General features: G+C 43.2%; 1 protein-coding gene. It reads right to left on the reverse strand.

What is annotated here, in order from left to right; genetic code table 11:
• Positions 1-45: 45 nt before the first annotated feature.
• Positions 46-1,644 (reverse strand): hypothetical protein, encoded by a 1,599-nt coding sequence (locus JUF21_RS11845; RefSeq protein ID WP_203664855.1) that lies wholly within the window; start codon positions 1,642-1,644, stop codon positions 46-48.
• Positions 1,645-1,958: the final 314 nt, after the last annotated feature.

Here is a 1,958-nt window from a genome sequence, read left to right on the forward strand (position 1 = left end):
TTGCACTAACAAGAATAGGTCTTCATGGCCTTTTTGGTCTAGTCGCTAAGGTGTTGCACTTGAATTGTAAACTGGGGCAATCTTTTCAAGGGAAAAAGTCCAGATTTTAGGATTGGCGTTCAGCCACCAGTAACGTTGACCACCATCAGCTGCTCTTTCTATGGCGCCCTTCAAACCACTCCTTACCTGCCAAACGATACTTCCAGGCGTTTTCTCATCGGCCTTATACCCGTTAAAGACAATTGGCCACCATTTTGCATCCTTATGACCTTTAGGCTTGGTCATTTCTTTTTTTTCGTGCGCAATTCGTTGAGCCAAACTGACTGTCTGTGTGAGGTAGTAGTTTTTCTCTCTTCCGAAACGCGTTGCTACCTGCGTGCACGTTGCCGCTGCATTCTCAAACTGCAGCCAATCATTCATAATCTCCATGGCTTCAGGTGTGAAAATCTTTGAATTGGCAACCAATGTGTCCCAATCCTCATCTGTGAAGCCAGGATCATATTCAATATAAGAATCGACCGGATCAATGCCCTGTGTCCAGGAATAAACTGAAAGTTCAGGAAGCGTATGATATTCCAGCTCTTCATCCTTAAGTGCATCAAGAGCCGCATCGCAGGCCTGAAGGTAGTTACTGCCATCTTGTGTAGTAACAAAAGCTTTAGCGGCTTGGGCAGCCGTTGTAGTGAGAGCACCCTTATCAATGATTTGATTGCGATTATTAGTGTCGAGATTGAGATATCGCTCAGGACGGATCCAGAACAAACCAATCGTCAGCTTGCCTATGGTAACAAGTTTATTACCTCGAATTGCTTTATCAAAAGTCGCGATAAATTCATTCCGATTTTCAGCATTTTCGTTGTCCGCAAGATTCAGGGCTGCTGTGAATAAAGCCCACAAATCGTTCATCTGCTCTGCTGTTTGATCTGGCTTGAAAGGATAGTATGCAGCATTCTGATTGTTCAACAATGGAATACCATCAAAACTAGTCGGTGCTGGCGCATTCACTTTCAGTTGACGCATCAGCTCAGTCACAATCCGAGTCCGGTTCTTATCGGTCAGATGCTTATTAAATAAGCCAAAGAAAGTGAACGGATCAATATCATCAAATTCCTGATCAGTTGCATCCATCTTTGAAAGATTTATACCTATATTTTTATAGCTAGATTTCACTATTTTCACTAACGAAAGGTGATCCGTAGCAAAGGGCCGCAATCTATTCGCAATCGCTGAATAGGTCTTGATCCAAGTAAAATCAGTCTGAAACGGCTCGGAACTAAGAGACTCATTCTCTGCCTTCTTCTTAGCCCAAAATTCATCGATGACTACCTTATCTTCACTCGTCGGAACAGTTTTCGGGTCGACAGTTTTGCCTTTTTCCGTCAGTCGCACAGTCTTATCAGTTGGAATAAACTCAACATAACCAGCTGTAGAAAGATCACGAATCCCAAAATTAAGGTCAAATTGAAACGGAGAATACTCATGGCCCTGGGCAGAAGTAACTCTACCAAACACATCCTGTTGTGAGTATTCAAGCTGAGGATTTTTTGCGATTTCCTCTCGAATTTCCTTTCGTGTCGCTTGACTGCCGAGAGCTCTGAGAGCAACAACAATAGCACTATAAATTCCTGGGGTGCGGGTAATCATCTGACTGTTCTCCTTTTCTGTGAACGCTTTCCTTTTAGTATACCCCGACTGCCAACAGAAATTGCCAAGACTTTAGTCGTCAATGCAGTCCTGGTAATCTAGCTCCATGTTTCGTTTACTGACCAAAGCAGGCAATTTAATACTTTCAGAATCTAAGAAAGGCCGGACACCAACCCGACCCATCATTCATTGCGAATAAAAAGAACTCAGTCAAACACAATCTAGCCATTAATTGCCTTCCCCAGTTTACAATTCAAGTGCAACACCTTAGCGACTAGACCAAAAAGGCCATGAAGACCTATTCTTGTTAGTGC

The organism is Lacticaseibacillus sp. 53-4 (assembly GCF_016861805.1).
Taxonomy (GTDB): Bacteria; Bacillota; Bacilli; order Lactobacillales; family Lactobacillaceae; genus Lacticaseibacillus.